General features: G+C 68.5%; 21 protein-coding genes. 7 read left to right on the forward strand and 14 right to left on the reverse strand.

All coding sequences use genetic code 11. From position 1 onward, the window contains the following. Positions 1 to 9: 9 nt before the first annotated feature. Genes ABD212_RS07670 through ABD212_RS07705 form a run of 8 tightly spaced genes read right to left on the reverse strand, consistent with a single transcriptional unit; the run spans position 10 to position 9,025 of the window. Positions 10 to 1,005, reverse strand: coding sequence for an N-acetylglucosamine kinase (locus ABD212_RS07670; RefSeq protein ID WP_344093027.1), 996 nt, complete (start codon positions 1,003 to 1,005; stop codon positions 10 to 12). Beyond that, positions 993 to 2,252 carry a 6-phospho-beta-glucosidase gene (locus ABD212_RS07675; protein WP_344093029.1) on the reverse strand — a complete coding sequence of 420 codons (1,260 nt, stop codon included), beginning with the start codon at positions 2,250 to 2,252 and terminating at the stop codon, positions 993 to 995. The genes ABD212_RS07670 and ABD212_RS07675 overlap by 13 nt, the downstream gene beginning before the upstream one ends. 39 nt (positions 2,253 to 2,291) lie before the next feature. After that, positions 2,292 to 3,470: an ROK family transcriptional regulator gene (locus ABD212_RS07680; protein ID WP_344093031.1), complete on the reverse strand. Its 1,179-nt coding sequence runs from the start codon at positions 3,468 to 3,470 to the stop codon at positions 2,292 to 2,294. Further along, on the reverse strand, positions 3,467 to 4,336 hold the full coding sequence (locus ABD212_RS07685) for an ABC transporter ATP-binding protein (protein WP_344093033.1): 870 nt from the start codon (positions 4,334 to 4,336) through the stop codon (positions 3,467 to 3,469). The genes ABD212_RS07680 and ABD212_RS07685 overlap by 4 nt, the downstream gene beginning before the upstream one ends. Further along, the gene (locus ABD212_RS07690; protein WP_344093035.1) at positions 4,333 to 5,235 is read right to left on the reverse strand and encodes an ABC transporter ATP-binding protein; all 903 of its coding nucleotides are present in this window, start codon (positions 5,233 to 5,235) and stop codon (positions 4,333 to 4,335) included. Before ABD212_RS07690 ends, ABD212_RS07685 begins: the two co-directional genes overlap by 4 nt. After that, positions 5,232 to 6,314 carry an ABC transporter permease gene (locus ABD212_RS07695; protein ID WP_344093038.1) on the reverse strand — a complete coding sequence of 361 codons (1,083 nt, stop codon included), beginning with the start codon at positions 6,312 to 6,314 and terminating at the stop codon, positions 5,232 to 5,234. Before ABD212_RS07695 ends, ABD212_RS07690 begins: the two co-directional genes overlap by 4 nt. Beyond that, positions 6,307 to 7,311 carry an ABC transporter permease gene (locus ABD212_RS07700; protein WP_344093041.1) on the reverse strand — a complete coding sequence of 335 codons (1,005 nt, stop codon included), beginning with the start codon at positions 7,309 to 7,311 and terminating at the stop codon, positions 6,307 to 6,309. The genes ABD212_RS07695 and ABD212_RS07700 overlap by 8 nt, the downstream gene beginning before the upstream one ends. A gap of 49 nt (positions 7,312 to 7,360) precedes the next feature. Next, positions 7,361 to 9,025, reverse strand: coding sequence for an ABC transporter substrate-binding protein (locus ABD212_RS07705; protein WP_344093043.1), 1,665 nt, complete (start codon positions 9,023 to 9,025; stop codon positions 7,361 to 7,363). A gap of 196 nt (positions 9,026 to 9,221) precedes the next feature. Here ABD212_RS07705 and ABD212_RS07710 point away from each other — a divergent pair, with 196 nt between their 5' ends. Then, positions 9,222 to 9,398, forward strand: coding sequence for a hypothetical protein (locus ABD212_RS07710; protein ID WP_344093045.1), 177 nt, complete (start codon positions 9,222 to 9,224; stop codon positions 9,396 to 9,398). 12 nt (positions 9,399 to 9,410) lie between these two features. Here ABD212_RS07710 and ABD212_RS07715 read toward each other — a convergent pair whose 3' ends face one another. Further along, complete coding sequence (locus ABD212_RS07715) at positions 9,411 to 10,346, reverse strand: aldo/keto reductase (RefSeq protein WP_344093047.1); 936 nt, start codon at positions 10,344 to 10,346, stop codon at positions 9,411 to 9,413. Positions 10,347 to 10,588: 242 nt separating this feature from the next. On the opposite strand from ABD212_RS07715, the gene ABD212_RS07720 reads away from it, so the two are divergent. Then, positions 10,589 to 10,735: a hypothetical protein gene (locus ABD212_RS07720; protein WP_344093049.1), complete on the forward strand. Its 147-nt coding sequence runs from the start codon at positions 10,589 to 10,591 to the stop codon at positions 10,733 to 10,735. A gap of 37 nt (positions 10,736 to 10,772) precedes the next feature. Here ABD212_RS07720 and ABD212_RS07725 read toward each other — a convergent pair whose 3' ends face one another. After that, on the reverse strand, positions 10,773 to 11,387 hold the full coding sequence (locus ABD212_RS07725; RefSeq protein WP_344093051.1) for a dihydrofolate reductase family protein: 615 nt from the start codon (positions 11,385 to 11,387) through the stop codon (positions 10,773 to 10,775). A gap of 189 nt (positions 11,388 to 11,576) precedes the next feature. Between ABD212_RS07725 and ABD212_RS07730 the strand changes: the two genes are divergently transcribed. The 3 genes from ABD212_RS07730 (at position 11,577) to ABD212_RS07740 (ending at position 14,838) form a co-directional block, all read left to right on the forward strand. Next, complete coding sequence (locus ABD212_RS07730) at positions 11,577 to 12,326, forward strand: NADPH-dependent F420 reductase (protein WP_344093053.1); 750 nt, start codon at positions 11,577 to 11,579, stop codon at positions 12,324 to 12,326. Positions 12,327 to 12,501: 175 nt separating this feature from the next. Beyond that, positions 12,502 to 14,511, forward strand: coding sequence for an FAD-dependent oxidoreductase (locus ABD212_RS07735; protein ID WP_344093055.1), 2,010 nt, complete (start codon positions 12,502 to 12,504; stop codon positions 14,509 to 14,511). A 204-nt stretch (positions 14,512 to 14,715) separates the two neighbouring features. Continuing rightward, positions 14,716 to 14,838 carry a hypothetical protein gene (locus ABD212_RS07740; protein WP_344093057.1) on the forward strand — a complete coding sequence of 41 codons (123 nt, stop codon included), beginning with the start codon at positions 14,716 to 14,718 and terminating at the stop codon, positions 14,836 to 14,838. A 43-nt stretch (positions 14,839 to 14,881) separates the two neighbouring features. Here the strand turns inward: ABD212_RS07740 and ABD212_RS07745 are convergent, their stop codons facing one another. Together ABD212_RS07745 and ABD212_RS07750 are read right to left on the reverse strand one after the other, a co-directional pair. Beyond that, positions 14,882 to 16,045 (reverse strand): acyl-CoA dehydrogenase family protein, encoded by a 1,164-nt coding sequence (locus ABD212_RS07745; RefSeq protein ID WP_344094115.1) that lies wholly within the window; start codon positions 16,043 to 16,045, stop codon positions 14,882 to 14,884. A 183-nt stretch (positions 16,046 to 16,228) separates the two neighbouring features. After that, positions 16,229 to 17,407 carry a M15 family metallopeptidase gene (locus tag ABD212_RS07750; RefSeq protein WP_344093059.1) on the reverse strand — a complete coding sequence of 393 codons (1,179 nt, stop codon included), beginning with the start codon at positions 17,405 to 17,407 and terminating at the stop codon, positions 16,229 to 16,231. Positions 17,408 to 17,528: 121 nt separating this feature from the next. Between ABD212_RS07750 and ABD212_RS07755 the strand changes: the two genes are divergently transcribed. Then, complete coding sequence (locus ABD212_RS07755; protein WP_344093061.1) at positions 17,529 to 19,655, forward strand: intein-containing Rv2578c family radical SAM protein; 2,127 nt, start codon at positions 17,529 to 17,531, stop codon at positions 19,653 to 19,655. A 120-nt stretch (positions 19,656 to 19,775) separates the two neighbouring features. Here the strand turns inward: ABD212_RS07755 and ABD212_RS07760 are convergent, their stop codons facing one another. After that, positions 19,776 to 21,794 (reverse strand): DEAD/DEAH box helicase, encoded by a 2,019-nt coding sequence (locus ABD212_RS07760; protein WP_344093063.1) that lies wholly within the window; start codon positions 21,792 to 21,794, stop codon positions 19,776 to 19,778. Between the two features lie 356 nt (positions 21,795 to 22,150). Here ABD212_RS07760 and ABD212_RS07765 point away from each other — a divergent pair, with 356 nt between their 5' ends. Then, positions 22,151 to 23,239 carry a DUF998 domain-containing protein gene (locus tag ABD212_RS07765; protein WP_344093065.1) on the forward strand — a complete coding sequence of 363 codons (1,089 nt, stop codon included), beginning with the start codon at positions 22,151 to 22,153 and terminating at the stop codon, positions 23,237 to 23,239. Positions 23,240 to 23,320: 81 nt separating this feature from the next. Here the strand turns inward: ABD212_RS07765 and ABD212_RS07770 are convergent, their stop codons facing one another. Continuing rightward, positions 23,321 to 26,962: an efflux RND transporter permease subunit gene (locus ABD212_RS07770; RefSeq protein ID WP_344093068.1), complete on the reverse strand. Its 3,642-nt coding sequence runs from the start codon at positions 26,960 to 26,962 to the stop codon at positions 23,321 to 23,323. Between the last annotated feature and the right edge of the window lie 21 nt (positions 26,963 to 26,983).

A 26,983-nucleotide genomic window follows, 5' to 3' on the forward strand; every position in this document is an offset into this window, starting at 1 on the left:
GCGCGAAAGCTAGCCCCTCGGCATGACAGCGACCCGTTGGCGGGCGAACTCGCGCCGCAGGCGGGCGATCGCATCCGGGGGCGCGCCGGCGTGCAGGCCGGCGGCGATCGCGGCGCCCAGGATCGGCGCGGCATCCGGCCGCACGATGCGCGCATGCGGCGCGATGGCGGCGATTCCCGCGGCGACACGGTCGTCGAGCATCGGGTGGCCGCCCTGCAGGATGCTGCCGCCGAGCACGATCGGGAACGACAGCGCCGCGAGGTCGAGGCGCGCGACGATGGCACGCACGAACGCCACGACCTCGTCCGCCTGGCGCTGCACGAGCGCCCGCGCCACCGCGTCGCCCGCGGCCGCCTCGGCGAAGACGACCGGCGCGAGCGCGTAGAGGTCGGCGTCGTCGCGCTCGCCGAAGTGCAGCTGCTCGATCAGCTCCGCCACCGAGCCGACACCGAGCGCCGCGCAGATCGCTGCGGTCAGGGTCGTCGGCTCGCCGCGGCCGTCGACGTCCCGCGCGGCGAACCAGAGCGCCTCCGGGCCGAGCCCAGACCCGCCTCCCCAGTCCCCCGACAGCGGTCCGAGCGACGGGAACCGCACCGCCGCTCCGTCGGCGCGGACGCCGACCGCGTTGACGCCGCTCCCGCAGACGACGGCGACGGCATCCGGCTCATTGGTGCCCGAACGCAGCAGCGCGAAAAGGTCGTTGTCGATCACGAGCCCCTGCTGAGCCCACGGCAGCGACTCCACGGCAGCGCGATAGCGGTCGATCTCGACGGGCAGATCGAGCCCCGACAGGTAGAGGTCGACGTGTCCTATCGGCGCGCCGCCCGACACCTCCCGGACGAGCGCGTCGACGATCGCGAGCGAGCGCGCCAGACCCTCGAAATGCGGGCTGCTTCCCGGACCGCGCCGACGGGCGACGATCTGCCCGTCCATGGTCAGGGCGACGGCATCCGTCTTCGTCCCGCCGCCGTCGACGGCGACGACCAGCCCGGTCACTTCGCCCACTCCAGAAAGCCGCGGTTCGCGCGCAGCAGCAGGTCGGTGAGACGCTCGGCGCGGTCGTGCTGCAGCACCAGAGGGTGTGCACGCATCGCGCGGATGACTCGGTCGCGCCCGCCGTGCACCGCCGCGTCCAGGGCCAGTCGCTCGTATCCCGCCACCGCCGCGATGAGCCCACGGATGTCGTCATCCAGCGCATCGACCGGCTCGGCGACGAACGCGCCGCCGGTGAACCGCGCGGGCACCTCGATGACGTGGTCGTCGGGCAGGAAGGGCAGCACACCGTCGTTGCGAAGGTTCACGACCCTCGCTGGCCCGCCCGCCCCGCGGACCTCGGCCAGCAGCTCTACGGCCGCCTCGGAGTAGAACGCACCGCCCCGTCGCCCGAGCGCCTCGGGCTTCTGGTCGACGGACGGGTCGGCGTACATCTCGAGCAGCTCGTTCTCGATCGCGCGCACGGCCTCGGCGCGCGAGGGCTCGTGGAGCTGCTCGGCGAGGACCTCGTCGTGGGCGTAGTAGTAGCGCAGGTAGTACGAGGGAACGACGCCGAGTTGCGCCAAGAGCGACGGAGCGAGCTCCACCTCGTCGGCGAGATCACCGAGGCTGTCACGCAGGAGATCGGGAAGGATGTCGCGTCCCGCGACCGAGACGCTGCGCTCCCATGTCAGGTGGTTGAGGCCCACGTGTCCGAGCGCCACCTCGTCGGGCGTGACGCCGAGCATCGCCGCGAACCGCCGCTGGAACCCGATCGCCACGTTGCACAGCCCCACCGCGCGATGCCCGGCCCGCAGCAGCGCCCGCGTGACGATGCCGACCGGGTTCGTGAAGTCGACGATCCACGCTCCGGGCGCGGCATGAGCGCGCACCACGTCGGCGATCCTCAGCACCACGGGCACGGTCCGCAGCGCCTTCGCGAAGCCGCCGGGGCCCGTCGTCTCCTGTCCGATGCAGTGCGCCTCGTGGGGCCAGGTCTCATCGGCGTGCCGAGCATCCTGGCTGCCAACGCGCAGCTGGATGAGCACGGCGTCCGCGCCCTCGACACCCTCCCGCAGGTCGGTCGTCGCGAGGATCTGCGCGGGGTGACCGGCGCGCGCGAGCATGCGGCGCGCCATCCCGCCGACCAGTTCCAGTCGGCGCGGATCCGGGTCTACCAGGGCGATCTGCTGCACGGGCAGGATGTCGCGGTACCGGGTGAAGCCGTCGATGAGCTCCGGCGTGTACGTCGAGCCGCCGCCGACGATGGCGAGCTTCATGCGGTTCCTCTCTGTGGCGGGGGCGTCCGCCAGGGTTTCTCAGGCGGCGACGATCGCTTCTTCGAGTCGTGCGCGGATGTGCGCGACCAGCACCTGGCGCGCACCGAGGAGGATGGACTCGCTGCCGGTGGTGCTGGCGCGGATCGCGATGTGCGGCCGGGCGCCGCTGGATTCGGGCCGCTGATACTGGATGCTGTCGATGCGCTGCTGGACGAGCGACGCGAGCCGGTCGCCGCCGGCGACTCCCGTCGGTCCGCCGAGGACGATGGATCCCGGATCCAGCAGCGCGATGATGGGGGCGAGCGCGAGTGCGACCCGGTCGGCGACCGAATCCCAGGCCGGATGCTCGGCATCCACCCGCATGAGCGCCACCCGCAGCCGCGATCCGGGCGCGCCCATGAGCGCTGCGATCGCCGGGCCGCCGAGCAGATCCGTGAAGTCCGCGGCGGCGGGATCGATGGCCGACGCCGACCGGGGGACCTCGAGGTACCCGATCTCGCCCGCGCTGCCCGAGGTTCCACGCTGGATCTGCCCGTCGATGTCGACGCCCACGCCGAGCCCTTCGCCGATCCAGAAGTACGTGAAGCTCGTCGCATCCTGCGTGATGCCGAGCGCGCGCTCCGCGATCGCGGCGAGGTTGACGTCGTTGTCCAGGATGACCGTCATGCCGGTGGCGCGCTCGATCCGCGCTCGGGCGCCCGCCTGCGGCCAGCCGGGGAGCGTATCGGTGAACGACAGTTCGTCGTTGGCGACATCCACCGCCGCCTGAACGCCGATCGCGACGACGCTGACCGACGAGCGAGCGACGCCGGCCGCCTGGCATGCGGCGTCGATCGCGGAGTTCACATCATGCTCGGGCGAGCGCTCGGCGCCTGCGAGCGGCAGCACGACCACGGGGCGGTCTGAGTCGACGGCGTCGGTGAGCACGGCCTCGATGGTGTCCGCGAGGACGCTGATCGCGACGCCGGTCATGACGTCGCGCCGCACGCCGTAGATGGTCGCGTTCGGGCCTCGATTCGCCGCGATCTCGCCCATCGGCTCGATGAGTCCGACCCGCTCGAGCCGCAGGATCATCGCCCCGGCGGTGGGCTTCGACAGCCCGGAGAGCCTGCCCAGGCTGGAACGGCTCAACGGCCCGTGCTCGAGGAGGAGCCGGAACGCCGTGCGGTCGTTGTGCGTGCGAAGCCACGTCGGGGTGCCGGGGTCGACCGTCGTCATCGCGAGGCGCTCCTCTGCTCGTCCGTGGCGCTGTCGCGGCGCACCTCGTCGCGCAGCCGGCCCAGCCGATCCGGATCGGCCGCCGCCTCGCGCAGCTGCCGCGTGTACTCGTGGCGGGCGTTGAGGATGACGTCATCCGCATCACCCCGCTCGACGATGTCGCCGCGGAACATCACGAGGATCTCGTCCGAGAAGTGGCGGGCCGTCGCGAGATCGTGGGTGATGTAGAGCACTCCGAGCCCGTCCTGACGCTGCAGATCGGCGAGGAGGTTGAGGACCCCGAGCCGGATCGAGACGTCCAGCATCGACACCGGCTCGTCCGCCACGATGAACCGGGCTCCCGGGGCCAGGGCGCGAGCGATGGCGACCCGCTGGCGCTGGCCGCCCGACAGCTCGTGCGGCCGGCGGTCGGCGAACTTCGACGCCGGGCTCAGCTGCACCCGATCGAGCAGCTGTGCCGCGCGCATCCGGACGTCGGGACCCGACAGACCCGGATTGTGGATGCGGATCGGCCTCTCGATGTGGTGGGCGATCGTGTGGAACGGGTTCAGCGAGGCGAAGGGGTCCTGGAACACCATCTGCACCTCGCGCCGGTACGCCTCGAGGCCCTTGCCGCCGGTGGCCGACGGCGCGCCGTCGAGGAGCACGGTTCCGGATGTCGGATGCTCGAGCTTCGCGATCATCCGCGCGATCGTCGACTTCCCCGACCCGCTCTCGCCTACGAGGGCGATCGTCCTGCCCTGCTCGATCGCGAACGAGACGTCCTTGACGGCGTGCAGCATGGAGAACTTCAGGCCCGACCGCAGCCGGAAGTCCTTCACGAGGTTGCGGGCCTCGAGCGTGCCCTTTCGCGTGCTGTCGCTCATGCCGCTCCCTCGGTGCCCACTGATCCCGGGCCGATCGGTCCCGCTCGCATCGATCGGCCCGTTTCGGCGCGACCGCGGATGAAGGCGCCGCGATCGCCGGTCAGGCTCGGGAAGCTCGCCAGCAGGTGCTTGGTGTAGTCCTCGGTCGGATTCCGATAGATCTGCTCTGCCGTGCCCTGCTCGACGATCCGCCCGTCCCGCATCACCGCGATGTGATCGCTGATCTCGATCAGCAGCGGCAGATCGTGCGTGATGAAGACCACCGCGAATCCGAGCCGCTCACGCAGGCGCATGATCTCACGGATGATGCCGCGCTGGACGACCACGTCGAGCGCCGTCGTCGGCTCGTCCATGATCATCACCTGCGGATCCAGCGACAGCGCCATCGCGATCATGACGCGCTGCCGCATCCCACCCGAGAGTTCGTGCGGGAAGCTGGAAAGCCGAGACGGATCGACCCCCACGAGCTTCAGCAGGTCGGCACTACGCGCCTCGCGCTCCGACTTCCGCATCCCGCGACGGTGCGTCTTGAAGACGTCGTGCAGCTGCTTGCGGACGCTCATGACCGGGTTGAGCGAATTCATCGAACCCTGGAACACCATCGAGACCTTGTCCCAGCGGAACCTCCGCAATCCGTCGCCCGAGAGCCCGACGACGTCGATGTCCTGGCCGGACTGGTCGTGGAACACGACATCCCCGCGGGTCATCACGGCGGGGGCCTTGAGCAGCCGCGTCATGCCGTAGGCGAGGGTGGTCTTGCCGCACCCGGACTCGCCGGCAAGGCCGAGGATCTCGCCGCGGTGCAGGGTCAGCGAGACTCCCTTGACCGCCTCGACCGGAGGGTCCACCTCGTAGCGGATGGAGATGTCGCGGGCAGTGAGCACTGCTTCCCCGATCATGCGAACGCACCTCCATCGGCTATCGCGCCGTGCTTGGTCGCGCGACGCTGCCGGCGCGCGGCCTGCGGCGCCAGGCGCAGCTTGGGATCGACGACCTCGTCGATCGCGAAGTTGACGAGCGACAGCCCGGCGCCGAGCATCGCGATGACCAGGCCAGGGGGAACGAACCACCACCACGCTCCGCTGCCGACTGCCTGCCCGGTCTGCGCATCATTGAGCATCGTGCCGAGCGTGATCGACCCGGTGGGGCCGAGGCCGAGGTAGGAGAGCCCCGCCTCGCCGAGCACCGCGAAGATGATGCCGAAGATGAACTGCGCGGCGATCAGCGGCACGAGATTCGGAAGGATCTCGACGAAGATCACCCGCATCGGCTTCTCGCCCGACACGCGGGCGGCCGCGACGTATTCGCGGGTGCGCAACGACCTCGCCTGCGCCCGCAGCACGACGGCGGACCCCGCCCAGCTGGTGATGCCCAGCACGATCGCCACCATGAACGAGCTCCGCGCGAGGGGCCCGAGCCCCGGCGAGTTCTGCACGTATGCCGCGATCACCATCACGAGCGGCAGTCCAGGGATGACGAGCATGATGTTGGTGGCCATCATCAGCATCTCGTCGAGCACCCCGCCGAAATAGCCCGCGAGGATGCCGAACACGATCGCGAGGAAGAGCGCCACCGTCCCCGCGACGATGCCGACGAACAGCGACTCACGGGTGCCCCACGTCAGCTGGGCGAAGACGTCGTAGCCGAGCTTGGTGGTGCCGAGCCAGTGCTCGGGGCTCGGCGGCTGGAGCGAGGGATTGTCGGAGTCGCGCGGGTTCTGCGAGATGAGGGGGCCGATCAGACCCAGCGCTGTGATGAACCCCGCGATCACGAGCCCCCAGATGAGCTTGCCTGACCAGCGAGGCAGCAGGTGCTGCACGCCGGCGAAGCGTCGCGTCGCGAGAGTCTCGGTGGTCGCCTGCGCGGACTGCTCGCTGCGGTTCGCATCGCGGACAGCCTGCACCTCAGCCGGCGACCCGAATGGGATGTCGCGCACGACATCGGACTCGAATTCGGCGGTGTCGACGGGCTCAGCCATTGTGTCTCACTCGAGGATCGATCAGTCCGTAGAAGAGGTCCATGATGAAGTTCGCGGCAAGCACGGTGAGCGTGATGACGAGGAACGCGCCCTGCATGAGCGCATAGTCGAGACCCTGGATCGCCTGGATGAGCAGCTTGCCGATGCCCGGATAGCTGAACACCTGCTCCATCACCACGAATCCTGCGACCACGAACCCGAGGGCGATGCCGAAGCCCGCGAGGCTCGGGATCGCGGCGTTGCGCGCCGCGTACCTGTTGCGGATCCGGCGCGGAGTCAGGCCTTTGGCCTCGGCGGTGACGACGTAGTCCTCGGACAGCGTCGAGACCATCATGTTGCGCATGCCGAGAAGCCACCCGCCGACCGACGAGATGATGATCGTGACCGCGGGGAGGATGGCGTGCTGGACGGCGCTCATGAAGAACGCCCAGCTCCACTCCGGCCCGGCCGGGAATTCGAAGACGTCGTAGCCGCCGACGATCGGCAGCAGCCCGAGCTGCACCGAGAAGACGGCCACGAGCACGAGGGCCAGCCAGAAGTAGGGGATCGACTGCAGGAACGTCGTCAGCGGCACCAGCTGGTCGAGTGCGGTGCCCCGCTTCCAGCCGACCCACGCTCCGACGGCGATTCCCAGCACGAACGAGATGACGGTCGCCGTCCCGACGAGCACGATCGTCCACGGCAGCGCCGCGGCGATGAGGTCGCCGACGGAGGCCGGATACCGGGTGGAGGAGACTCCCAGGTCGCCGTGCAGCAGCCTGCTCCAGTACGCGACGTACTGGTCCCACAGCGACATCCCCTTCTCGGCGCCGAGGATCGAGGTGATCGTCTTCACGGTCTCCTCGGACAGCGGCCGCCCGCCATTGGCACGCCGGAGCTTGCCGAGCATGATCGCCGCCGGATCCCCGGGCAGCAGACGCGGCAGCAGGAAGTTGAGCGAGATGGCCGCCCACAGGGTCACGATGTAGAAGGCGACCCGCCGTACGTAGAAGTTCATCTCGCCTCCTCTCGGCGCCGATCAGGGGATGTCGTCATGGTGGTTCCTGCTACTTCGCGGGCTGCAGGTGGGTGAGGACGATCGCGGACGCCACCGAGAGGTACGGCAGCGGGTTCGCGTAGAGGTCCGACTCCGTCGGCCACCCCGTGAACTTCTTCACGTTGAAGAACGCCTGCGATGCGTTGAGCACGACCGGAATGTAGGGCAGGTCGGTCGCGATCTGGTCCTGGATCGCGGCGTACGCGGCCTTCTTGGTGGCTTCGTCCTGCGTTCCGGCCGCGGTCGCGACCGCTTCGTCGACCGTCGGGCTGCTGTAACGCGAGTAGTTCTGCCCGGTCACGGGGCTCTCGCCGACCTTGGTGGTGAACTTGCCGTAGAAGTACTGGTCGTAGTTCGTGTACGGATCAGCGACGAGCGACTGCGTGAGGCCGTACAGCGCCATCTGGAAGTCGCCGTTCGCGATCGGCGTCCAGTACTCGGCATCCGACACCGTCCGGGCGTTGATCCGCAGACCCGCCTTGGCCGCCTCCTCGCTGATGAGCTTGGCTGCGTCGTTGTAGTCGGTCCAGCCGTCGGGCGAGAACAGGTCGAGCTCGAGGGCCTTGCCGTCTCTGCCGTAGAAGCCGTCCGAGCCCTTCGTGTAGCCGGCCGCCTCGAGGATGCCCTCCGCGCCCGCGACATCCGGTGCCTGCGGGCTCTCGCCGTTCGCGGCGTCGCCGAGCCACTGCTCATCGCGCGGAAGCAGGACGAAGGCCGGGTTGCTCGCGGCGGGCAGGCCCGCGAACGCCTTCGCGGCGATCGCCGCGCGATCGATCACGAGGTTGATCGCCTGACGGACGGCGGGGTCGGTCTGCGGTCCGGTGCAGCCGAGATCGGCGTTCGCGCACGTGATGATCGTGGTGGGGTCCTGCTGGTTGTTCATCGTCGCGATCTCGCCGCTGGCCGTCACCGGGTCGGGGTTCGCGATGAACTGGCCGACCCAGTCCAGCTTGCCGGTGGTGAGCAGGTCCTGCGACGACTGGTTCGAGTCGAGTCCCACATACTGCACCTCCTTGACGGCGGGCTCGCCATCGCGGAAGTACTTGTTCGCCTCGACGGTGTACGCGGCATCCGAGAAGGACTTCACCTTGTAGGGTCCGGAGCCGACCGGCTCGGGATTGGTCTCGCTGATGTAGTCGTCGATCTTCTCCCAGACGTGCTTCGGGATGATCCAGGTCGAGCCGAGCAGCAGCGATGCCGAGGTGAACTGGGGCTCGGTGTAGGTGAACACGACGGTGGTGGCGTCGGTCGCCTTCGCCGAGATGAGCTTGTCGCTCTTGTTCGCGCCGTAGCCGAACGTGAAGACCACGTCGTCGGCCGTGAGCGGCTCGCCGTCGTTCCATTTGAGGTCGGGCTTGATCTTCACGGTCAGCGTCTTGCCGTCCGCGCTGTACTCGTAGCTGTCGCCGATCATGCCGGTGGCGGGTTTGCTGGATAGCTGGTTGAAGAAGAACAGCGGCTCGTAGATCGCGCCGAAGGTCGCGTGGACGGCGGTGTCAACGGCGAAGGGGTTGAAGTTGTGGTTGATGGGCGTGGCGCTTCCCGCCCACACTCGCAGCACCGCGCCGCTGCTCGAAGACTGCTGCGAAGACGGCGAGCAGCCCGCGAGGGCGACGGACAGGGCGACGACGCCGGCCGCTATCGCGACCGTCGCCTTGCGCATTTCTCGTCTCATGTTCCGGCGTTCCTTTCAACTCCTGGTGAGGGGACGGTGCGCCGGACGGCTATGCCTCAGCGCATGGCCATCACGTTATAGGAAAGACACTTACCGATAACAGTCTTTATTGTTACGTTTTCATGACGGATGCCGCGGCTTGGTCCCGCGCCTGCACGCCGTGCAAGCCGGCCGCTGGGCCCCGTACGATCGGCACATGGGCAAGCCTGAAGGCACGGGGAGCTGGTGGCGTCGCGCGCTCGACTCGTGGCGCGCCCGATCGATCAAGGCCGCACGGATGGAGCGGGGCATGGACCAGGCGCATGCCGAGCGGGATGCCTACGCTCAGCTCCAGAAGATGCGCCAGAACTATCCTCCGTTCGGCGGCCCCTGAACAGGCGCCAGGTCACGGCACGATGTGCCCGGCGGCCCGGAACAGCTCGTACCACTCGGCGCGAGTCAGCGGGATGTCCGATCCGAGTGCTGCACCCCTGACGCGTTCGGGATTGGTGGTGCCGAGGACGACCTGCATCTGCGCGGGATGCCGGGTGATCCAGGCGGTCGCGATGGCGATCGGCGGCACATCGTAGGTTGCGGCGAGCCGGTCGAGAACGGCGTTGAGCTCCGGGTACACGGGTGAGTCGAGGAACGCGCCTGTGAAGAACCCGCCCTGGAAGGGCGACCATGCCTGCACGGTGATGTCGTTGAGGCGGCAGTAGTCGAGGATCCCGCCCCCGTCGAGCACCACGGACTGGGCCTCCGCGGCCATGTTTCCCGACACGCCCTGCGCGATGATCGGCGAATGGGTGATCGAGAGCTGCAGCTGGTTCGCGATGATGGACTGGCGGACGGACTTCTTGAGCAGGTCGATCTGACGGGGCGTGTGGTTGGAGACGCCGAACGCCCGGACCTTGCCTTCCGTCTCGAGCTGATCGAACGCGCGGGCCACCTCATCGGGCTCGACGAGAGCATCCGGCCGGTGCAGAAGCAGGATGTCGATGTAGTCGGTCTGCAACGCGGCGAGCGAGCCGTTCACCGACTCGATGATGTGCTCGGCAGAGAAGTCGAAGTACGGTCCGCTCGGGACGATGCCGGCCTTGGTCTGGATGGTGATCTCCGCCCGGTCGGACGCGGAGAGCTGCAGCGCCTCTGCGAAGCGCCTTTCACAGCCATGAAGCTCGCCGCCGTAGACATCCGCGTGATCGAAGAAATCGATCCCCGCATCCCGGGCCGAGCGCACCAGGTCTCGGACCTCGTCGTCCGACATGTCGGCGATACGCATCACCCCGAGCACGACGTTCGGAGCGACGATGCCGGCCGCGGACAGGTTGATCGATTTCACGTCTTCGCTCCTCGGAGTGGGATGCTCGCGGCTCGATCGGGAGTCGATCTGCGCGGCCCACTCTCCTCTCCACGCTAGAGAGCGTCGCACTCGATGTCCAACGATCCCGCGCCCCGTTCGGCGGTGGATGGCGGATGCCCGGCCGACGGGGAGCGGCAGAGCCCGCCCGATCGGCTGGTTCCCGGGATGTACGTGTAGCGTCACCCTCACAGGGTCACCGTGGCTCTCAAAGGAGCACACTCATGGGCGACAAGTCCACTCGCAAAGAAGGCGGCAAGACCGCGCCCGCGAAGACGCTGAAGGAGAAGCGCACCGCCAAGGCCGACAAGCGGACCGCGAACAACCGCGCGGCCGATACCGACGCCGTGACGCGGATCAAGAACCGCTAGCGCCCGCTCGGGGGCCCGGCATCCACCTCGCGTACGCTCAAGTGCGCAGGGGACGGTAGGTGTTCACGATGACACCGGATGCCAGGGTGCGCGTGTCGACCGGCATGAGTCGGGTGAACGCGAACCCGTCCGAGAAGAGCCTCTTGCCGTTGCCCAGCACGAGCGGGTAGCGCATGAGCCGGTATTCGTCGATGAGGTCGTGCGCGGCGAGGGTCTTCACGAGCTGTGTGCTCCCCCACACCCGGATCTCGCCGCCCGGCTCGGCCCGCAGCCGCGTGACCGTTGCTGCGACGTCGGAACCGAGCAGGTGCGAGTTCTTCCACCCGAGCTCCGTCAGCGTGCGAGACGCGACGTACTTGGGGATGCGGTTGTATCTGCGCGTGAACTCGCCCTCGATCCCGTCGGCGTTCTCGCTCCACGCGCCCCAGGAGCGGGCGAAGATCTCGTAGGTCTTGCGTCCGAGCAGCAGCGCCTCGGCCCTGCTCTCCCACTCCCTGATGATCTCGACGCCCTCCGCCGCGCCGTCTCGGGCGTCGTACTCGGCTGTCCAGCCGCTGTGCTCGAAGCCGCCTTCGGGATCCTCGTCGGGACCGCCGCCCGCCTGGACGACACCGTCGAGGGTGATGAACGCCTGCACCACGATGGCGCCCATGGCGGGTCCTCCTTCATCTGGCTGGGCCGACGCCCGGTCGCGGGCGATGGCCCTGATCCTCCCCCCTGGCTGTCCGCCGGTCAACCGGCATCCGCAGCCGACGCGATCGACGACCGAACCGCTGCGCGGGCGGGTATGTTGTGTGCGTCATGCCGCGAGACGCCGAGCGGACGGAAAGGTCGTGCCCGCGTGACCGGATCCAGCCCAGTCATCGGGATCCTCGGAACCGGCAGGCTCGGGAGCGTGCTGGCGCGACGCGCCGCCGCCGCCGGTTACGAGGTCCTCATCGCGGCTTCCGGTGACCCCAAGCGGATCGCGGCGGCGGCCGAGGGCTCCGGGACTGCAATCCAGGCGACCACCGCTGCGGATGCCGCGGCTCGGGCTGACATCGTGGTCCTCGCTCTTCCCCTGGGCAAGTACCGCGCGATTCCGGTGGACGCCCTCGCCGGCAAGCTGGTGATCGACGCCATGAACTACTGGTGGGAGGTCGATGGCTTCCCCGACGAGTTCACCGACCCCCTCGCGACGAGCAGCGAGCTCGTGCGCGACCACCTGCCGGCGTCGAGGATCGTCAAGGCGTTCAACCACATGGGCTACCGCGACCTCGCGGACGAGGCTCGTCCGGCCGGCGCCCCCGGTCGCAAGGCCATCGGCATCGCCGGGGATGACGACCGCGACCTCGCCACGGTCGCCCGCGTCGTGGATGACTTCGGCTTCGACCCCGTCATCGTGGGATCCCTCGCCGACGGAGTGCGGCTGGAGCCGGGCACCGAACCCTTCGGCGCCGACGTCGACACCCAGGAGCTGCGCGAGATGATCGAACACTTCCCGACTTCGCAGCGTGGCATCCGCAGGGCAGCGGCTTTGGCGGCGCGACGCGGATCCGGATCCGGGTCCGGGTCCGACGACCAGAGCTCCCAGACGAGCAGCCTTTCGTGACGGTCGCTGCCGGTCTCCGCCCGAGGTGAAGAACGTCTACCCCGGCTGCGAGGAACGGCTGGGGTTCCGCCGTCGCACGCGTCGGCACCTTGACATCGCGATCTCGCGCTGGCCATAGTGCTTGCAAGGGCCGGATCCGCGTCGGCGCATTCCCTCGTTCTCCGTGAGGAAGGCCATGTCCCAAGAGATCAGCCGGCGTCACGTCCTGCGGCTCGGCGGTGCCAGCCTCCTGCTGACCGCCGCGCAGTTGGCGGGCGCGCCCGAACTCGCCGCCGCACTCGTCACGGTCGACCTCGTCATCTACGGCGCCACGTCCGCTGGGATCGTCGCCGCCGTCCAGGGCCGGCGGATGGGGCGTACGGTCGTCGTCATCGAGCCGGGTGCTCACATCGGCGGCCTCAGCACGGGTGGTCTCGGCAAGACCGACACCGGCATCGCCGCGTCGATAGGCGGAATCGCCGCCCAGTTCCACCGCCGCATCTACGCCAAATACGCAGGCACAGCAGTCACTCCGACATCCCCCACACGGTTTCTGTTCGAGCCCCACATCGCCGGTGCCGTCTTCGATGACATGATCGCCGAAGCCGGGGTGCCGATATACGTGGGGATGCCGCTCAGCCAGGTCAACCGGAGCGGCGACCGTCTCACGGAGCTCGTGGCGACCAACGGGCAGGTCTTCCGCGGCGCGATGTTCATCGATGCGACCTATGAGGGCGACCTGATGGACCGAGCCGCCGTGACGTGGACCGCTGGGCGGGAGCCCAACACGACGTACGGCGAGACCATCAACGGGGTGGAGCTGCGCGACGCGCACCAATTCGACTTCCCGATCTCGCCGTACCGGACTCCCGGCGATCCCGCATCGGGACTGCTGCCGGGCATCAACCCCACGCTTGCCCCCGACGGCACGGGGGACAGCCGCATCCAGGCGTACAACTTCCGCATGTGCCTGACGAAGGCGGCGAACCGCATCCGATTCCCGCAGCCGGCGGGCTACGACGCGGCCGACTACGAACTGCTGTGGCGCTACATCCAGGCGGGCTACTCCGGACCCTTCTTCAACACCTACATCGTCGGAAACGGCAAGACCGATTCCAACAACAGCGGCGCGTTCTCCACCGACCACGTCGGCGCGAGCGACGCCTATCCCACGGCCGACCTCAGTACCCGCGAGAGCATCGTCGCCGAGCATCGGCGATACCAGCAGGGTCTGATGTGGTTTCTGGCGAACGATCCTCGGCTGCCGGCCGCCATCCGCGCCGACACCGCATCGTGGGGTCTGGCGGCCGACGAGTTCGTCGACACCGGCGGCTGGTCGCCTCAGCTCTACGTGCGTGAAGCCCGTCGGATGGTCTCGGGCTACGTCATGACCGAACACGACTGCCGCGGAAGCGTCAAGGCCGTGGACTCCGTCGGGCTGGCGAGTTACCTCATGGACGTCCACAACTGCCAGCGCGCCGTCGTCGACGGTGTGGTCAAGAACGAGGGTGACGTCCAGATCAAGGTGCCTCGGCCATACCCGATCAGCTACCGGTCGATCGTCTCGGTCGCCGGCCAGTGCGCCAATCTCCTGGTGCCCGTGTGCCTGTCCGCGAGTCATATCGCGTACGGCTCGGCCCGCATGGAGCCCGTCTTCATGATCCTGGGCCAGTCCGCGGCCACCGCTGCGAGCCTCGCCATCGCGAGTGGGACATCCGTGCAGCAGGTGAGCTATGTGGCGCTCGCGGACCGGCTGCGGGCCGACCGACAGTTTCTGCAATGGCCCCTTTCCACACCCGGCGAGGTCATCGTGGACAATGCCTCGACGTCGGGCGTCACCCGCGCCGGCACATGGACCCGCAGCAGCTCCTCCAGCGGCTACTTCGGGCCCGACTACGAGCACGACGGCAATGCCGGCAAGGGGGTCAACCGGCTGCGGTTCAGGCCATCGCTCCCGGCTGCCGGCACCTACTCCGTCTACCTGCGATGGACCGCCCACTCGAACCGCGCATCCAACGTGCCCGTCGACATCTTCCACGGCAACGGGATGACGACCCAGACAGTCGACCAACGGGTGTCAGGCGGTCAATGGGTCTCGCTCGGGTCATACCCGTTCGCCGCCGGGACGGCGGGCAGCGTGCTCATCCGCACCGACGCCACCAACGGCTACGTCATCGCCGACGCCGCACGCTTCGTCTTGGCGTGACGCCGCAGCCGCAGTCGTCGGCCGACAGCCACAGGGACAGCGGGCGGCCGCGCGGAGCACACCGAGGGTACGTCGAAGAGGAGGTCGCCATGGTCACGATCGCAGCGGGAACGTGGAACATCGCGAACTACTTCCTTTACGTACCAGGGGCAGCCCGAGCTGATCGATCAGGTCTTCGTTTCGCGCGCCTTGAGCGACCACGTCGTGAACCCCACCATCGTGCCGCCGGCAGGCGGGCAGGTCTCGATCATGAACGACCCCAACGCCTGCAAGAACGTGCCCTCGAGCGACCACTCGACGGTGAGATACGACCTCGAGCTCGACTGACCCCCTGGGACGCTCGGCACGATCGGCCGAGCGTCCGTTCGAGTCAGCGTCTGCCGGCGAGCTGGCGCCCGACGATCTCGCGCATGATCTCGTTCGTGCCGCCGTAGATGCGGTGCACGCGCGCGTCGAGGAACGCCCGGGCGATCGGGTACTCCGTGATGTAGCCGTAACCGCCGTGCAGCTGCACGCACGCGTCGAGCACCTCCCACTCGCGCTCGGTGGTCCAGAACTTGACCTTCGCGGCCTCTTCGGGCGTGAGCTTGCCGTTGCCGTAGGCGGTGATCGCCCGATCGGTGTACGCCCACAGCGCGTCGACGGTTGTCGCGACCTCTGCGAGGCGGAAGCGCGTGTTCTGGAAGTCGATGATCCGCTCGCCGAAGGCCTCGCGGTCCTTCGTGTACGCCATCGTCCACTTCAGCGCCGCCTCGGACGCCGCGGCGGCCGCCACACCGATCGAGAGTCGCTCGAGAGGCAGGTTCATGAGCAGCTGCAGGAAGCCCTGGCCTTCCTTCCCGCCGATGAGGTTCTCTTCCGGGACGAAGACGTCGCTGAACGAGAGCTCGGCGGTGTCGTGGCCGTGGAACCCCATCTTGTGGAGCTTCTTGCCATGGTCGAAGCCGTTCATGCCGTTCTCGATGAGGAGCAGGCTGAAGGCATCCGGGCGATTGCCCTCGCCGGTCTTCACGAACGTCACGATGACGTCCGCGGTCTTGCCGCTGGAGATGAAGGTCTTCGCGCCATTGACGATGAAGCCGCCTTCGACCTTCTTGGCGGTCGTCTTTATCCCACGGAGGTCGCTGCCCGCAGCCGGCTCGCTCATGGCGAGAGCGCCGAGGATCTCGCCCGTCGCCATGCCGGGGAGCCACTTCTCCTTCTGCTCCTGCGTGCCCATGTGGACCAGATACGGGATGGCGAGATCGTCCTGAATGCCGAAGGCACCGGCGAGTGAGCCGGCTCCAGCGGCGATCACCTCTTCGTTGATGATCGCGCGGAAGCGGTAGTCCTGGAGCATGCCGGCGCCGCCGAACTCCTCGGGGACCGGCAGGCCGATGAGGCCGGACTCGCCCGCGGCGAGCATCGTGGCACGGTCGATCTCGCCCTGGGCGTCCCACCGCTCGCGCGCCTCGTTCGTCACATAGCGCTTGATGAACTCCTTGACGACGTCGCGGAACGCCTCGTGGTCCTCGTCGTAGATGTCGCGCTCCATGTGCGCCTTCCTCTCGTCCTCGAGCGGCTCGCTCGCCGGCATGCGTGCGGGTTCTCGGTGCCTTCGACCCGGGTCGATGATACCCGTGCAACACATTCATACCGCTCGGTATGTGAGATTCGATCCTAACGATGACGGAACTGCGTCCCGCGGATTGTGGGATGCCGCAATGGGCGATCTCGGTCAGCCGATGTAGCTCGGCGCCGGATCGAGGCCGAAGAATTCCTCGAGCGTGTGCCATCCGCCGGTGTGGTAAGCCTCGGCCAACTGGGGCCCGATGAAGCGCACGTGCCACGGCTCGGCGAGGTAGCCGCTCGTCGACGTGTGGCCCGCCTCGTAGCGGACGATCCACCCGTACTCCCACGCGTGCGCAGCGATCCAGGCGCCCTGCGCTGATGCCGCGAGGTCGTCGAGCGTGCCGCACCCCCCGTTGCACGCGACGAGATCGGCGGCGATGCCGGACTGGTGCTCGCTGTACCCCGGGCGCGCGCTCACCATGTCGGCTCCCGCTGCTCCCCGTTCGGACACCTGGGCGCCGTAGGACGACTGCTGCGTCGAGTAGGCGCGGAATCCGCTCTCCATCGCTATCTCGCCGACGCCTGCTGTGCGCGCCGCGGCGACCATCGCGGTGAGGGCGGATGCGGCATCCGGTCTCAGGTACCCGCCCTCGAGACTGCGCACATCATCAGGCAGGACGAGCATGGCCGGGCGGAACTCCAGAGGGGTGAACGGGCGCCGCTTGTTGACGATGACCCAGGTGCGAGCCGGATCCGCGAGCGAGATGCACGGCGCGTTTCCGCCGACGACGGCGGCGCGGAACGCCTCGCCGCCGCCGGCCGCGGTGATGACCCCCTCGTTGTCGCCGGCGGCGAGAGCCTCACCCACCTCGGGCAGTGCGCAGATGTCGTGCGTCGCCTCGGCCTGCTCGACCTGCGGCACCGGCAGCGCGGCGACTGAGGGGAGCCGGGGCGGCGCGAACCTGGCGGATGCCGCCGTGCCCGAGCCGCTCACGGCCGGTGTCTCGGTCATCATGGCGGTCATCGCAGCGGATGAGCCCACGAGCAGGGCCCCTGCCGCGGCGAGTGCGACAGCGACCGCCGCTCGGGTGGCTCGGCGAGGCCGCGCATGGCGGGCGGGAGCGATCGGCGCGCTCAGCAGCTCCGCCGCACGCGCGTCATGACGGGTCGGCGGCACGGTCGGCTCTGACGCAGGTGACAGCGGGACGATGGGCAGGGGAAGCGTCGTCCGCGGGGGCTCCAGCGCGATCGGGGCCGATTCGAGCGCACGCCGTTCAGCCTCTTCGCGCAGCGCTCTCGCGGCACGTCGAGACGGGGGGGATTCGGGCGGTCGGGACACCGTCACGAACCCCATTCTTACCCGGTTGACAGCGCGTGGCGAGGGCTGCGGCATCCCGCTCCGTACTTCGTTCTACAGTGGGTGTGCCGCCCTTGACATCCGATAGAACATCTGTTCCCATGGATGCATGCGATGGCAGGGTCAGGAGCTGGGCGTGGCGGATGCCGAGGCCCTTCCTGGCCTCGAACGCCTCAACGGCCTGGTCCGCTCGGTCACGACACCGGAGTTCGCGGGCGTGACGTTCCACGAGGTCATGTGCAAGAGCGCGCTCAACCATGTTCCGGGTGCGTCAGCCATGCCGTTCGATTGGACGGTCAACCCGTATCGCGGATGCACGCATGCGTGCAGTTACTGCGTGAGTCCCGACACCCTGGTGATGACGGCTGAGGGCCGTCACCGTCCGATCAGCGAGCTCAACGTGGGCGACGAGATCATTGGAACAGAGCCGCAGGGCGCCTACCGCCGATACACGAAGACTCGCGTGAGTGCGAAGTGGTGGACGCGCAAGCGTGCCTACCGGGTCACGCTGGCGGACGGCACCGAACTCGTCGCGAGCGGTGACCACCGGTTTTTGACGGACCGCGGGTGGAAGCATGTGACGGGCTCGATGAGCGGGCAGACTCGGCGCCCCTACCTGACCATGAACCTGCGGCTTCAGGGTTTCGGCTTGACAGGGACGCCGGCATCCGACGCGGATTCTGTCGACCCGGCGTATCGGCGCGGGTACCTCGCCGGAATGATCCGCGGCGATGGGATGCTCTTTCATCGCGACTACACCGACGAACGCAGGACGCGGAGTATCCATCGCTTCCGCCTCGCTCTTGCCGACACAGCAGCGCTGGACCGGACGCGCGCGTTCCTCACAGACGAGGGTGTCGTGACGAATACCCGGCCGTTCGCGGGCGCCACGACGACCCGACGCGTGATCACCGCCATCCATACCGCTCGACGCGAAGACGTCGCGTGTATCGAAGGCCTGATCGAGACGCCTGCGGCGCGATCTGACTCGTGGCACGCGGGCTTCCTCGCCGGGATCTTCGACGCTGAAGGCTCCCACTCGCGGGGCGTGCTGCGAATCTCCAACAAAGATCCTCACGTGCTGCGCCTGGTGACCGACGCCCTTGAGTGGTATTCGATCCCGCACGTCTCCGAGCCGCCACGGCCGAACGGCGTGGTCGCTGTCCGGGTGCGAGGAGGCATCCCTTCGACACAGCGGTTCTTCCGCATTTCACAGCCGGCAATCACTCGCAAACTCGATATGACGGGGACGGCAATCAAGACGGTGGCCGACCTTCGCGTCGTGAGCGTCGAAGACCTCGGCACCGAGATCGACATGGTCGACATCACCACCGGCACCGGCGACTTCATCGCGAACGGAGTCATCAGCCACAATTGCTTCGCCCGCGGCACGCACGAGTACCTCGACCTCGATGCGGGGCACGACTTCGACTCGCAGATCGTCGTGAAGATCAATGTGGCCGACGTGCTGACGAAAGAGCTGCGGCGCGGCTCGTGGCAGCACGACGCCGTGATGCTCGGAACGAACACTGATCCGTACCAGCGCGCGGAGGGACGCTACCGGCTCATGCCCGGCATCGTGTCGGCGCTGACGGAGTCCGGCACCCCGTTCTCGATCCTGACGAAGGGGACGCTGCTTCGGCGGGACCTTCCGCTGCTGCAGGATGCCGCGGCATCCGTGCACGTTTCGCTGGCGATGTCGATCGCGGTCTTCGACGACGACCTGCAGCACAGCGTCGAGCCGGGCACGCCGTCGGCGACGGCCAGGCTGGAGACCGTGCGCGCGGCGACCGAGGCGGGGTTCCGCGTCACGGTGTTCCTGATGCCGATCCTGCCGCACCTCACCGACGCCATACCGGCGATCGACCACGCTCTCACGCGGATCAAGGAGGCAGGTGCGTCGCGGGTCGTGTACGGTGCGCTCCACCTTCGTCCCGGCGCGAAGCAGTGGTTCATGCAATGGCTGCAGCGCGAGCATCCGGAGCTCGTCTCTTCGTATCTGGGTCTGTACCCGGGGGTGTCGGCGAACGCGCCGAAGGCCTACCGATCGTGGCTGGCGAAGCGGGTCAGACCGCTGCTGCGCGTGCATCGCCTGGACGGCCATGCCGAGGACGATTCGAGCCGTCCGCGCAGTGCGGTGCCCGGGCTCGCGCTGAGATCGGCTGCGGTGCCGGCGACGGTGGTGACGACCTCGCGCGGACGAGCCGCGGCGGAGGACGAGGCGAGGCTGTTCTAGCGGCTCCGGCGCTGGCCCCGGAAGTCCCTCTGTCGAGCACACCAGGGTGCCCGCGGCGGCGCATCTACGCAGCGAGCCGCCCCGAGCCTGACGGACTCGGGGCGGTTCGATCGATGCGGACTACGCGGTGATCTCGGCAGCTGTCGGAACGCGACCGGCGAGCTCTTCGATCAGCTCGTCACCGAGGCGGACCTCGTCGAACGGCGCCTGGATCTCGGCGCGGTCGAGCATCTCCGTCATCCGGCGACGGCGCTGACGGGTGATGAGCGTCACGACCGTGCCGCTGCGGCCGGCGCGGCCGGTGCGGCCGGAGCGGTGCAGGTACGTCTTGTACTCGTCGGGCGCATCGGCCTGGATGACCAGATCGATGTCGTCGACATGGATGCCGCGGGCTGCGACATCCGTCGCCACCAGCACGTTGACACGTCCACTCGTCAGCTTCTCGAGGTTGCGCGTGCGCTTGGCCTGGTTGAGGTCGCCGTGCAGCGCGAGGGCCGGGATGCCGGCATCGTCGAACTGCTCGGCGAGCATCTCGGCGTAGGCGCGGGTGCGTGCGAAGACGAGCGTCTTGCCCTCGCGGTCGACGAGGCTGTCGAGGATCTCGGCCTTCTCGCGGTGCTCGATGACGAGGATGCGGTGGTCGATGGTGCTCGACTCCTGGTCCTCGCCGGCGACCTCGTAGACGGCGGGCTCGACCAGGAACTCATCCACCAGCGCCGCGACCTCGCGGTCGAGCGTCGCCGAGAAGAGGAGCTTCTGGCTTCCGTCCGCGGTGTGGCGGAGGATCCGCTGCACGGGCTCGAGGAATCCGAGCTCGCACATGTGATCTGCCTCGTCGATCACCGCAATGGTGACCTCGCGCAGGTCGAGCTTTCGCTGCTCGATGAGGTCTTCGATGCGGCCGGGCGTGCCGATGATGATGTCGACGCCCTTCTTGAGCGCACCCACCTGGCGGCCCTGGGGCACGCCGCCGTAGATCTGTGTCGTGAAGAGGCCCACACTGCGGGCGATCGGCTGGATCGTGCGGTCGATCTGCAGGGCGAGCTCGCGGGTCGGCGCCAGGATGATCGCCTTGGGCGCGCGGCCGAACTCGCGGCGCTGACCGGCCTGGGCGCGCAGCACGCTCTCGACGAGCGGAGCGCCGAAGGCGATCGTCTTGCCCGAGCCGGTGCGGCCGCGGGCGAGCACGTCCTTGCCCTCGAGGATCGACGGGATGGTCGCCGCCTGGATCGGGAATGGCGTGGCCGCCCCGAGGTCGGCGAGCGTGCGGACGATGTTCTCGCCGAGCCCGAGTGCCCCGAAGGTCACCTCGGAGACGCTCTCGGCTTGGATCGCCTCTGCTTGCAGACGATCGTGGACGACGTCGACGTGCTGCTCCTGCGCCGCGGTGCGGTCGGGACGCGCGTTCCAGTCCGAGCGACCGGGACGGTCGGCCCGTTCGCGGTTCGGGCGGTCGCCCGTGTGCTCGCGGCGGGGGCGGTCGTCGTACGAGCGCACCGGGCGGTCGCTGTGCGACCGAGCCGGACGGTCGTCATGCGAGCGAAGGGGACGGTCGTTGGAGTACTCGCGGCGCGGCCGGTCATCGAACGAGCGGGCGGGCCGTTCGCTGTAAGAACGAGCGGGACGCTCCGCTCCGGCCCGGGCCGGACGGTCGCCGTAAGGGCGGGCTGGACGGTCGTCGTACGAACGGGAAGGACGTACATCGCGCTGCGCGCGGTCGTCATAGGAACGGGCGGGGCGATCGTTCGAGCGGGCCGGCCGGTCATCGTACGAACGCGCGGGACGGTCATAGGAACGCGTCGGGCGATCGGCGGAACGCGTCGGGCGATCGGCGGAACGCACGGGACGGTCTTCGCCCGAGCGTGCGGGGCGATCGCTGTGCGCGCGGGTGCGGATGCCGCGAGCCTCGTCACGGCCGGCGCGCTCCTGTGCGGTCCAGCGGCCCTTCGCCGGGGCATCCTGGTCGGCGGGACGGTGGCCGCGGTGACCGGGGCTGCGGCTGCCGGCCTTCGACGCGGCGGCGCCACGCGACGCGCCGTCAGCAGGACGGTGCTTGCGGTCCTGGAAGGAGGTCTTCCTCTCGCCGTAGCGGGGCTCGTAATTCGGGCGGCCCCCGGTGGGCTTGCTGCTCTTGGGCATGTCTGATGTCTCTCTGGGTTGTCTCGATGCGAGAACAGCACTCAGCGGCATCCCTCTGCACGAGCGGATGCCTCCCGCGCGCACGGCGCGGTGCAAACCCGGACATTGTCGGCCGGGGGCCATTCACTTGATGGTCGTCAGAGCGGAATCGCTCTTACCATCGGCCCCAGGGACTCACAAACCCATCCGCGCACTACGCGCAGTGTCCCGAGCCGACCTTTCGAGCGTAGCGGACTCGCCTGGGAACTCACCCGGGCCACCCCGCGCCTGCGACACTGTCCGGCGGGCAGGCAACCGGTTCGGCGCGTCGCACGCGCACCGCCTTCGACCTCTCCCGCCGGTCTTACACTGGCGCCATGAGCACCGACTTCCTCGCCTCATCCTCCGCCCTCACGGACGCCGCATCACCCCCGCCTCTGCTGCGGGTCGAGTCGGCGGCGGTCTATCTCGCACTGCTGTCGGGCGTCGTCGGCGGACTCTACGGCCTCATCGTCTCGCTCATCTACCCGCAGCTGCCGCTGAACGGCGAGTGGTCGTTCGGGGTGTTCGCCGCGATCGGATCGAGTGTGATCGCGGCCGCCATCTCGGCGATCGGCTACTGGGGTTCTCGGCGGCGCCCCGGGCAGGAATGGCGCCGCTCGCTCGCGCCGTGGAAGTTCACGGTCAACACCATCTCGGTGGTCATCGTCCACACCGCGCTCGCGTACCTCGCGACCTACGTGGTGTATCTCGTGCTGGCCCTCGGGTTCGTCGACCTCCCCATCGTCGCGTTCTGGGCCATCGTCCTGATGGCCGTCACGCTCGGGATGACGGCCTACATCGTCTTCCTGTCCGTTTCGCGCATGACCACGCAGCGGATGTCGTCGCTGCTCATGGCCTTCATCGTGCTCGGCACGCTGACCGCGATGGTGACCACCCCCGACAAGGAGTGGTGGCAGGTGCACTTCAGCCACCTCGGCACGTTCGACGACATGTCGAGCTGGATCTTCAACGGAACCCTGATCGCCGGAGGCCTGCTGGTCACCACATTCGCCGTCTACATCGCGAATGACATGCACACCCTGGTGGACGCCGGGCGACTGTCGAACCGGTCCTCGCCACGGACGGTCTCGACCCTCTTCGTGATAATGGGGGTGATGCTCGCCGGCGTCGGCCTGTGCCCTGTCGATGTGAACATGACCGTGCACAATCTGTCGGCGTCGGGGATGGCCATCATTTTCATGGTGCTGCTCATCGGCGGTCCGCGGTTCCTGCGCGGGATGCCGCGCACCTACTTCGTGTCGGCGTGGTCGTTCCTCGGCGCGCTGGTGGCCTCGATCGTGCTGTTCATCCCGGCGGTCGGCTACTTCTCGCTGACCGCGTTCGAGATCATCGTCTTCGCGCTGATCTTCGGGTGGATCGCGGTGTTCATCCGCTTCCTCGGGGTCGCGGGACAGCACGAATAGTCACTTCGAACGGTGCCGGGGCTCGGGGCTCGTGGTGGCTCCCGCGTCGCGGCCCGCCGTCTGATCGGTCGTGCGCCTCGACTACTCGGAGTGGTCGGGGTTCTCGCGATCCGGATCGTGGTGCTGCTCGGGCTCGGGCTCCGAAGCCTCAGGCTCGGACTCTTCAGCAGGCGTAGAGACCGGCTCGACCGCCGCCTCGGGCTCGGACTCTTCAGCAGGCGTACGGACCGGCTCGACCGCCGCCTCGGGCTCGGCTTCGGCTTCGGCTTCGGCATGGGCTTCGGGCTGAGGCCCCGCCTCGGGCTCCGGCTCGGACCCCGCCTCCGCGTCAGTGTCGGACCGACCCTCGGCCTCGGGCTCCGGCGCTGCCTCAGGCTCGGACCCAGACCCCTCGGCGGGCTCAGCGTCCGCGGCGGGCTCCGACTCGGCTCCAGCCTCCACGGCCGCGGCCGCAGCCTCGGGGACCTCGATGTCGGGATCCTCCTCGATCATCGGCACGACGACTGCTGCCGTAGCGGCGGTTCCGGCCTCGCGCGTCCGCAGCTCGCGACGCGTAAGCACCGCGGCCGAGCCGCTCGCGCCGACGGCAGCACCGACGAGCACGGGTTCGGGCTCGAGTGCCGGGCCTGCGGCATCCGCGTTCTCGGCGCGACGCGCCGCGCGGCGCTCCTTGGCACCCTCGACGAGGTTGTAGAGCGTGGGAAGCACCAGCAGGGTGAGCACCGTCGACGAGATCAGACCGCCGATGACGACGATCGCGAGCGGCTGCGAGATGAATCCGCCGTGGCCGGTGATGCCCAGAGCCATCGGAGTCAGGGCGAAGATCGTCGCGAGCGCCGTCATGAGGATGGGGCGAAGACGTCGGGAGCCGCCCGCCACGGTCGCGTCGTGGGCAGTGAGGCCCTTCGTGCGGTACTGGTTCACGAGATCGACGAGGACGATGGCATTGGTCACCACGATGCCGATGAGCATCAGCACGCCGATCAGCGAGGCGACGCCGAGCGGCACCCCTGTCGCGATCTGCAGCAGGATCGCGCCGGTCGCGGCGAACGGCACCGAGACCAGCAGCAGCAGCGGCTGGCGCAGCGACTTGAAGGTTGCGACCATGACGATGTACACGATGAGGATCGCGGCCAGCAGCGCCAGACCGAGCTGCGAGAACGCATCCGACTGCTGGGAAACGACGCCGCCGAGCGTGGCATCGGCGGACGCCGGAAGCTGTGCGTCCTTGAGCGCGGCCGTGACGGCCGCCGAGGCCGCCTGCAGGTTGTCGGTCGACGGCGTCGCCGTCACGGTGGCGGTCCGCTGGCCGCCTTGCGTCGTGATCGAGGTCGGACCCTCGCTCTGCTTAACGGTGGCGACCTGCGAGAGCTGCACGGGGCCGGTCGCCGAGGGAATGGTGAGCGCGCTCAGCTCGTCCACCGTGGCCGGCGTCTGCGACGCGGCGAGGTACACGGTCAGCGAGGTGTCATCGATCTCGACCGTCCCGATGTCCTGGGGCCGCATCGTGTTGGACACGAGCGCGCCGACCGTGACTTCCGACAGGCCGAGCTGTGCGGCCTTGTCGCGGTCGACGGTCACCGAGATGTAGGGGAGGGATGCCGAGAGGTTGCTCGACACCTGGCCGATGCCGTCGGCATTCGAGACCGCGGTGACGACGGCATCCGTCGCCTCCTTCAGGGTCGCCGAGTCGGGGGCTGTCACGTCGACGGCGATGTCGCTCGAGCCGAAGCCGCCGCCGGAGCCGGCGACCGTGATGGTGCCCGCGTTGTCGAGGGCGGCGACCGCCGCCTGAACGTCTTGGCGAAGCTGCACCTGGTCGACGTCGGGGTCCGTCGTGATCGAGTACGTGATGCCGCTGCCGCCTCCCGAGAACGCATCTCGCAGTGCGGATCCGCTCGATCCGATGGAGACCTGGACGGTCTCGATGCCGTCGATGCCCTTCAGCGCGTCTTCGACCTGCTTGGCGGCGGCGTCCTCGGCGTCGAGGCTGGGAGCAGGCCCGATGCTCTGCGTCATCGTGAAGGTGTTCTGGCCCGAGTCGCCGAGGAAGTTCGTCTTCATCAACGGCGCGGCAGCGATCGTGCCGACGAGGACGAGAGCCGCAAGGCCGAGCGTGACCCACGAGTGGCGCAGCGTCCATCGCAGAATCGGCAGGTAGCCCTTCTGCAGTCGGCTCGGCGGAGCATCCCACGCCTCGGGGTCGACTTCACGACCCTGCTCGTCCAGCAGTGGCTTGCCCGGGCGCAGGAACCAGTAGGCGAGCACGGGCACGATCGTCAAGGCGACGAGCAGCGAAGCGGTCATCGCGATCGTGATGGTCAGGGCGAACGGGCGGAAGAGCTCGCCCGTGATGTCGCCGACGAAGGCGATCGGCAGGAACACGGCGACCGTGGTGATCGTCGACGACGTGACGGCGGTGGCGACCTCGTGCACGGCGCGCAGGATCGACGCCTTCTTGTCGGCATCCCCGACATAGTGACGTTTGATGTTCTCGATGACGACGATGGAGTCGTCGACCACGCGCCCGATCGCGATCGTGAGCGCACCCAGGGTCAGGATGTTCAGCGAGAAGCCGAACGCCTGGATGCCGATGAACGTGATGAGCACGCTCGTCGGGATGGAGATCGCCGTGACGAGCGTCGCCCGGACCGACATCAGGAAGATCAGGATGACGATGACGGCGAAGAAGAGGCCGAGGAGCCCCTCGATGGCCAGACTGTCGATCGACTGCTGGATGTAGGGCGCCTGGTCGAACACGACCGTGAACGTCGCACCGTTCAGGCTCTTCTCGAGGTCCGGCAGGACTGCGCGCACGCCCTTCGACACGTCCACCGTGTTCGCGGACGGGAGCTTCGTCACGGCGATGGTGATCGCCGGCTTGCCGTCGACCCGCGAGATCGTCGTGACCGGGTCCTGGTTCTGCTCGACGGTGGCGACATCCCCGATCGTGACTGCGCCTGCCTGGACCTGACCCGCCGTCGACGGCACGAGCGGCAGGGCCGCGATCTCGTCCACCGACGTGATCTTGGAGCCGGTCTGAACCGTGAGCGTCTGATCGTTCTCGGTGATGTCGCCGCCCGGGAACAGCACGCCGTTCTGATCCAGCGCGTCGTGGATCGCCTGCTGGGTGTACCCGGCAGCCGCGAGCTTCGCCGGGTCGGGTGTGATCGTGACGCGCTGGCCCACACCGCCGACGATCTGCGCCGCGTTGACCCCGTGGACGTCTTCGAGGGCGGGAACGACGCTCGCCTCGAGCTTCGCCTGGATCGTCTCGGCGTCGTTGTAGCCGGTGACCGCCACCTGGATGACGGGGAAGTCGTCGATGCTCGCCGAGATGACGTTCGGCTCCACCCCCGACGGAAGCTGGCTCGAGATCCGGTTGATCGCCTGGGTCATCTTCTGCTCGGCCGTGGCGAGATCCGTGCCGTATGTGAACGAGGCCTGCACGATGGAGGCGTTCGTCGTGCTCGTGGCTGTGGACGATTCGAGTCCTGGCACTCCCTGGATCGCCTTCTCGATGGGAGTCGAGACATCGTGGTTGACGACCTCGGGCGAGGCGCCGGGGTACGTCGAGACGACGACCAGCGCGGGGAACTCGATCGAGGGGATGAGCTCCTGCTTGAGGCTGGTCAGGGCGAGCCCCCCGAACACCGCGACGACGATCGTGATGAGGGCGATGAGCGCGCGGTTCCTGAGGCTCAAGACGGCGAGGTTCGACACGGGAGGCCTTCGCGAAGATGG

The organism is Microbacterium deminutum, assembly GCF_039530205.1.
In the GTDB taxonomy this organism is placed as follows: domain Bacteria; phylum Actinomycetota; class Actinomycetes; order Actinomycetales; family Microbacteriaceae; genus Microbacterium; species Microbacterium deminutum.